Origin of the sequence: Rhodosalinus sp. (assembly GCF_041685465.1) — a bacterium.
Classification (GTDB): domain Bacteria; phylum Pseudomonadota; class Alphaproteobacteria; order Rhodobacterales; family Rhodobacteraceae; genus Rhodosalinus.
In genome coordinates this window covers 1-6,322 of sequence record NZ_JAWLFS010000178.1, presented here as the reverse complement: position 1 = coordinate 6,322, position 6,322 = coordinate 1, and the positions used below count along the sequence as shown (strand labels likewise).

Sequence of the window (6,322 nt, the reverse complement as noted above, 5' to 3'; positions counted from 1 at the left end):
AAACCATGCGCGATGGATGGGACGTCTTCGCCGACCGAATCCAAGGCTATGCTCAGGCCCTCCATGACCTCCAACCCCAAAATCCGTGAATCCCGTAGCTCTCGGGTAGGAGCGCGGTCGAGAAGGGGCGTATGCCGCAGCCGTGGGGCAATCGACGCGACCGCCCCAGGCTGCTGCATCAGGTCACTTCGAGGATGCGCACCTCCTGGATATACGCGCCGGCGCGATACTCGACTTCGTCCCCGACTTCCGCTTCGAGGAGCGCCCGGCCGAGCGGTGTGTGGGTGCCGATAATGCAGTGTTCAGGATCGTGCCCGGTATCGACGAGCGTGATCTCGAGCCTGCCGCCCCTGTTGCCGAGCTTCTCGAGGCGCACGGTATGGCCCACCCGGATCGGGGTGGCGCCTCGTGCGCTGTCCTCGGCTTCCCGCATTGCGGGCGCCGGCTCGGGCGCCGCCGCAGTCACAAGGCCATTCGCAGTGCCGTTGAGGGGTCCCGGGGCGTCCGACTCTCGCTCGGCGAGACGCGTGAAGAGGTCGTCTTCGAGGGAAAGCGTCTGCTGGCGTGCACGTCGGCGCTCCGGCGCGCGGGCGGCTGGCGTGGCCGGCTCTTCGGCCCGCGCCGTCGGGGAGGCTTCTTCGGACCCGGGGGCCGCGTCCGCGTCGGCCACTTCCGCTTTGGCCGCTTCATCGTCCTCCGATGCCTCCGGGCGTGGCGCTTCGCCAGTCGGCGCGACGGCCGGCCTAGCCGCCGGGCTGACAATCTGGCCCAGCGCGCCGTCTTGCTGCGTCTGAGGCGCCTCGACCTCGATATCCAAGGCAGGTGTCTCTGCGTCAGCCGCAGTGCGGGTGCCCCAGGGATCGACGAGGATCGACTCGGTGAAGCGCTCGTCGACCGCCGCGGCACCAATCGGCTCGATGCCGAGGCGACTCAGCGCGTCTTGCAGGTTGCGCCACCAGAACTCCTTGTTCGATTTCCACTGGCTGCCGAAGACGCGCCAGAACACCCAGCCCGCGCGCTCGAGAGCCGCCTGACGGGCCATGTCGCGCTCCCAGACATCCGGTCCGTGATACTGGTCGCCGTCGAGCTCGATGGCGAGTCGGCGATCCTCCAGCCCTTCGACGACGAGATCGATCCTAAATCCGCCCGCGGCAACCTGGGGTCGGACACGGTAATTGGCCTCCATAAGGCGCCGGAGCACTTCACGCTCGAAGCCGCTGTCGCAGCGCGCGAGAAGGTCAGCTGCCTCCTTGCCGGTCGCCAAGCGACCCTCGGGCATCGGGTCCGCGAAGTGGTGCAGGATCTGCGCCTTGATGTCAGTCGGGCGCAGGTCCTCGAGCGAGACCGAGCGAACGAGGTAGAGCCTGTCGCGGGCGCGGCTCATGGCCACGTTGATACGCTGTTGGTCGGCCTTGCCGGTCTGCGCGGTGGCGTGGCCGGGGGTGGCGACCATCGACAGGAAGACGATGGAGCGTTCCTGGCCCTGCATGGTCCGCGCGTCGCCGTAAATGATGCGCCGCTTCTCGATCTGCTCGGGGCCGATCCGCTCGTCCTCGACCAGCATGCGGCCGATCCGCTCGGCCTGCTCGTTGCCGATGAGCGAGATCACGCCGATGTCGCGCCCCTCGTGGGGGGGGTCCTCGATCAGCCGCGCGATCTCGTCGACGATCCAGCGCGCCTCCGAGGCATTGGTTTTGCCATGGCGCGTGGCGCCGTGGATGTAGACGTCTGCCAAGGGTGGATCGAAGCGCTCGGAGGCCTTGGGCACGCGGAGCGGCACGAGGGCGTTGTTGTAGAAGCGCGTCGAGAACTGGATGATCGCCGCCACGCAGCGGAAGTGCTCGCGCAGCATGACATGGCTGTCGGGATGCATCCGCTTGGTGATCTCGAAGATCGAGGAGTTCTGGTCGATGAGGCTCGCGTTCGGCAGCCCCTCGAGGAACTCGGCGCGCAGCGCGTTGATCTTCTGGTCTGCGATGCCGACCACTGACGGGCTCACCTGCTCCTCGTCGCCCACGACTAGGATCTTCTTGCCACGAGCCAGGGCGGCGAGCGCGGTGATGTCGCTTTGGGAGGCCTCATCAAGGATCACAAGGTCGAAATCGCCGAACTCCGGAGGCAGCTGCTCGGGGATCTTGTATTCCGGCATAATCCAGACCGGTGCGGCCGAGGAGGCCTTCTTGGCGGCCTCCTGCGCGGCGCGGATGAAACGCGGCGCGCGCTTACCCTTACCGGTCCCGATCTTGGAGATGGCTTGGGTGAAGGCCTCCATGGCGCTGCGGATGGAGCCCGTCATGCGGCCCTTGAGGCCCAGGAGCGTGCGAGTGCGGATGAGCTCCTCGAAGAGTTTGCGGCGGCGCGCCATGGCCTCGGATTTCGTGCGCCGGTGATCGTCGCCATTGCCGAGGGCGACAATGCGGTCGACACGGGCCTTCATTTGTCCCCAAACCCAGGAAACGGCCCAGCTTGCAGGGATGAGATCGGGCGCGCTCTCCGGGGTTGCGCGCAGCCGTGCCACCCAGTCCGGCGCCCCAGCCTCGGCGAGGGTGTCGAGATCGCGGCCGAGCGCGTCGAGGCGTTTAGCGACCTCGGCGAGGCGCGCGAGTTCGCGTGTGATCTCGCCGCGTGCCGCGACGATGTCGCGGGGGTCGGTTTCCTCCTGCCCGAGTGCATCGGCGACGTTCCTGAGCTCCGCGAACACGGGAAGTGTGCTCGCGCCGGCGATCTCGCGCAGCCGGGTGGGAGCCGCGGAGGCGATGTAGTCGTCGGGAAGGTTGCCGCGGATGGCAAAGATCGCGGCGTCGCAATCGAGCTCCGCGCGCATCGCGTCGAGATCGAGGCCGTAGGGAAAAAGCGCCGCCAGCGCGTCGAATGCAGGCTTCAGCCGGTCGGCGATCTCGAGGGCGGTCTCGATCTCGACCTGCCTGTCTTTCAGATGCCGGGCGATTTCCCAAGCGCGCGCCGGAACCGCCGGCATGAGCTTTTCGGAGACGAAGGGCCGGAGTGCATCGCCGATAGTGGCCGCGTCGCGCTCGAGCCGGCAGGCCTCGAGAACGACCTGCCAGTCCTCGTTGGAGGCCGGCGGCGCGCCGTCAAGGCGCACCGAGCCGATCGCGGATTTGAGCGCACCGTTGAAGAGACCGAACCCCACCGGTTTCTGCCCGGAGGCACCGCGCGCGGCGGCATGCTGAAAATCCTCCTCGCCGCAGGCGCCCCGGTCGAAGCGGACGCGAGCGATGCCCTCGAGCGCGCGCTTCTGCGCGATGAAGCTGAGCGTCGCCGCGATGGCCTTGCGGTCGATCGGGCCGGCCGGCTCGAGCGCGCGGACAGCAAGGCCCTTCGCGGCGCTCGGAGCCGCTTCGATCAGGACACCTAGGACCTCGAACTCGGCGAGCACCGCGCGCGCTTGCCCCACGGCGCCGGCGCTGTCGAGGGCCATGGCAGGCGCCGCGCTGTAGTCCGCGATCTCGCGCGCGTTCCAAGCACGCTCCGTCTCGTGCGCGGCGATGATCTCGGCCGTGGTCGGCAGGTCGTCGGGCTCTGGGAGGTTGGCACCGGCATAGACGATGTCGGTGGCAAGCGCAGGCATCGTGGCGCGGAGCCGGTCTAGGAGATCCTCGAGCTGGGTCGGCGGCGCCTTTCCAGGCCTGTCGGTGAACCAGTCATGCGCCTCGGCGCTCTCGGCCAGGATGTCAACGAGCTCCATTGGCGTGTGGTCCGCGCCATCCCAGGTCAGCTGGGCGAGGTTGGCACGCGCAATCTCGGCAAGGTCGTCGTCCGCCTTCTCGGCGATCCGGTCGCATTCGACGATCTCTCGCTCGAGCTGTGCCTTACGCGCCAGCGCCTCGTCGGTGTCAAGATCCACCACTTCGCGGGAAAGCTCGGACACAGCTTCCTGGAGCTGCTGGGCGCTTTCGCGGTCGGTGCCGACCGAGGCGATGACGAGGGGCTGGAGTGCCTCGGGAAGCTTCTCGCGGACGGCGGCGATCGCCTCGGGGGTCCGGGCGGTGACGAGCACGCGTTTTCCCATGGCCATCTGGTGGCTGATGATGTTGGCGATCGAGTGCGACTTGCCGGTGCCCGGCGGGCCCGAGACGCCGACGACATGCAGCTTGGGGTCGTCGATCATGTCGGAAATCTTGCCCTGCTCCTCGTTGAACGGGAGCGGGAAGAAATGGACCTTTCGGCCGGCTGCGAAGGGGTCGGGCGGCGCGGCTTCGCCACCTGATGGGGCGGCACCGACCGGTCTTCGGCGTGGCTCGCCAGAGGCGGATGGCTCCCAGCCCTTGCCCGTGGCGCCGCCGAGAACGGCGCTGTCGAGCCCGAAGGCGGAGACGACGGACCTGGGCTTGTCGGGCGGGGGCGCCGCATAACCCTTGATCGAGGCGGGCACCTCGGTGGCCTCGTCGTCGACGCGGGAGCGCAGCGCGTTGAGATCTTGGACGCGCGCCTCGCTCGACCGGGGCCGCCCGAAGATGGCCCAGCTGGAGGTGATCCTGAGTTCTTCTCCGGCGGGAGCTAGGCTTTCGCCGGCTGCGAGATCGTCGCGGCTGATATGGGTCGCGCTGCTGGCAAGGTTGTTGGCCGCGGTGTCGAGGAGCGGCTCCCAGAGTGTCGTGAAGGGGGAGAACTCGGCATCGCCCTTGAGAAGCTGCGCGAGCCGGTTCTGGAGTTCGCTCTGGAGCTTCGGAGACCCGTCGATGTCGAGCTCGAGATAGGGTTTCAGCGACAGTTGCGGCGCGAGATCGCGCGGACGGATCGCGATTGCGCCGCCATCTTCGACCTCGATATCGACCAGTTCCTCGATAAGCGGCATGTCGACCCGCTCTGTGCCGCGAACCCAGCGGCCGATCCCGATGCCCCAGACCAGCTCGGGCGGCGTGCCTTCGGAGGTGTGGATCGCGGAATGGATCTTGAAGAGATCGTTGTAAACCGAGATCGCGCGCCGAACGGGGCGTTCCTGCCGGGCCCAGTCCGACCAGGCCCCGCCCGCGTAATGCTCGTGGTCGCGCCGCATCTCGACCAATGTCTCGGCATGGAGAACCACCCGCACGCGGTTCTCGACCTCGACCCCGTCCTCGACGATCGTATGCACGTCGTCGGGATTCAGCAGTCCACCTTCGGCGAGGTCGGACGCTTCCTCGATCGTCACCTCGACCGCAATCGTGGGCTTGATCTGGGGTCGCCTGTTGGGATCGGAGGGTGTCGAGGTGAGGAATCGCGCGACATGCTCGTCCGGTTCCGGCGGCCTCGTTTCCCTCTGTCGGTCGATCCGGAGCCAAGCACCGTCATCGCAGTCGCAGTGGAGCCCCGGCAGGCCGTCGAGATCGCCTTCGTGAAACACCCCGAGGCCCGATTGCATCGCCATCTGGACCTTGGATCGCGCGGTCAGAACGCCTTGGGCAAATCCGAGAAGCCCGGATAGCTTCCGGCGGTCTTCGGGGGAAATGTCGTTGTCGGCAATATCGCTATCGGTGGGCATAATCGGCGCGCGACCCTTCATTTACTGGTTTCCTTTGTCCGGTGAAACCGATCACCGAGTCAATCGGGAACAGGCGGTCTGTGCGGGTTTTCGATCTCTCGTGGAGTGCGCCGCTGCGGACGGACCGGCACAGGCCGCGGTTTTGGAAGGCGCGCGGGCGTGGCGTTCCTCGAACTGAACGGGGCTGAGACACCCCCAAGGCTGAGCCTGTTGTAGGCGTCGATGAACTTCGGTACGCCGTCGGTGCCGCCCTCGAATGTCTCGTACTCCATCAGATAGGCGTCCTCCACCTTGAGAGCTTCATGAAGCTCTCGGGCTTCGGGTTGTCGTAGGGGTTCCCGCGTCGGCTCATGGATACTCGATCGAGAACTCGTATAAGAGCGCGCCCTGCGCCACCTGCCTGGGTCCCATCATCGCCGATCCCTCCCGCCTGCCTGTGCGAATTGAATCAGCGACTTGGCGGTCGATCAACAAAGGCCTTTTTCAAAGGAACCGGCCGTGAAAGACCATAACCTGAAAACCTGCTTTTGCTCCTCCCACTCCACCGGAAACGGCTCCAGCACCCGTGCCAGCGTCATCCCCGGTCCCTGCCTGCCATCCAGGATCGCCTCGACGATGTCGGGCGCGAGCAGGGTGAGCCGCAGGACGCGGGTCATATAGGACGGCGCGATCCCCTCCCGCGCGGCCAGTTCGGCGATGGTGGCGAACTCGCCCGACTCCAGTATCCGCTTCCAGCGGAAGGCGCGGGCCAGCGCCTTGACAAGCGTGCTGTCGGTCCGCCTCGAGTGGGTGGCTCCGTAGGGCAGCTGCGTCTCCTTGCGCCCGCCGCGCTTCACGATA

At 67.0% G+C, this 6,322-nt stretch carries 2 protein-coding genes; both read right to left on the bottom strand.

Features of this window, described 5'->3' with window-relative positions; all coding sequences use genetic code 11:
* Positions 1–178: 178 nt before the first annotated feature.
* Positions 179–5,503, bottom strand: a complete 5,325-nt coding sequence (locus ACESL7_RS11605; protein ID WP_372893484.1) for an AAA domain-containing protein — start codon at positions 5,501–5,503, stop codon at positions 179–181.
* Between the two features lie 446 nt (positions 5,504–5,949).
* Positions 5,950–6,321, bottom strand: coding sequence for a hypothetical protein (locus tag ACESL7_RS11600; RefSeq protein WP_372893483.1), 372 nt, complete (start codon positions 6,319–6,321; stop codon positions 5,950–5,952).
* Position 6,322 lies beyond the last annotated feature (1 nt).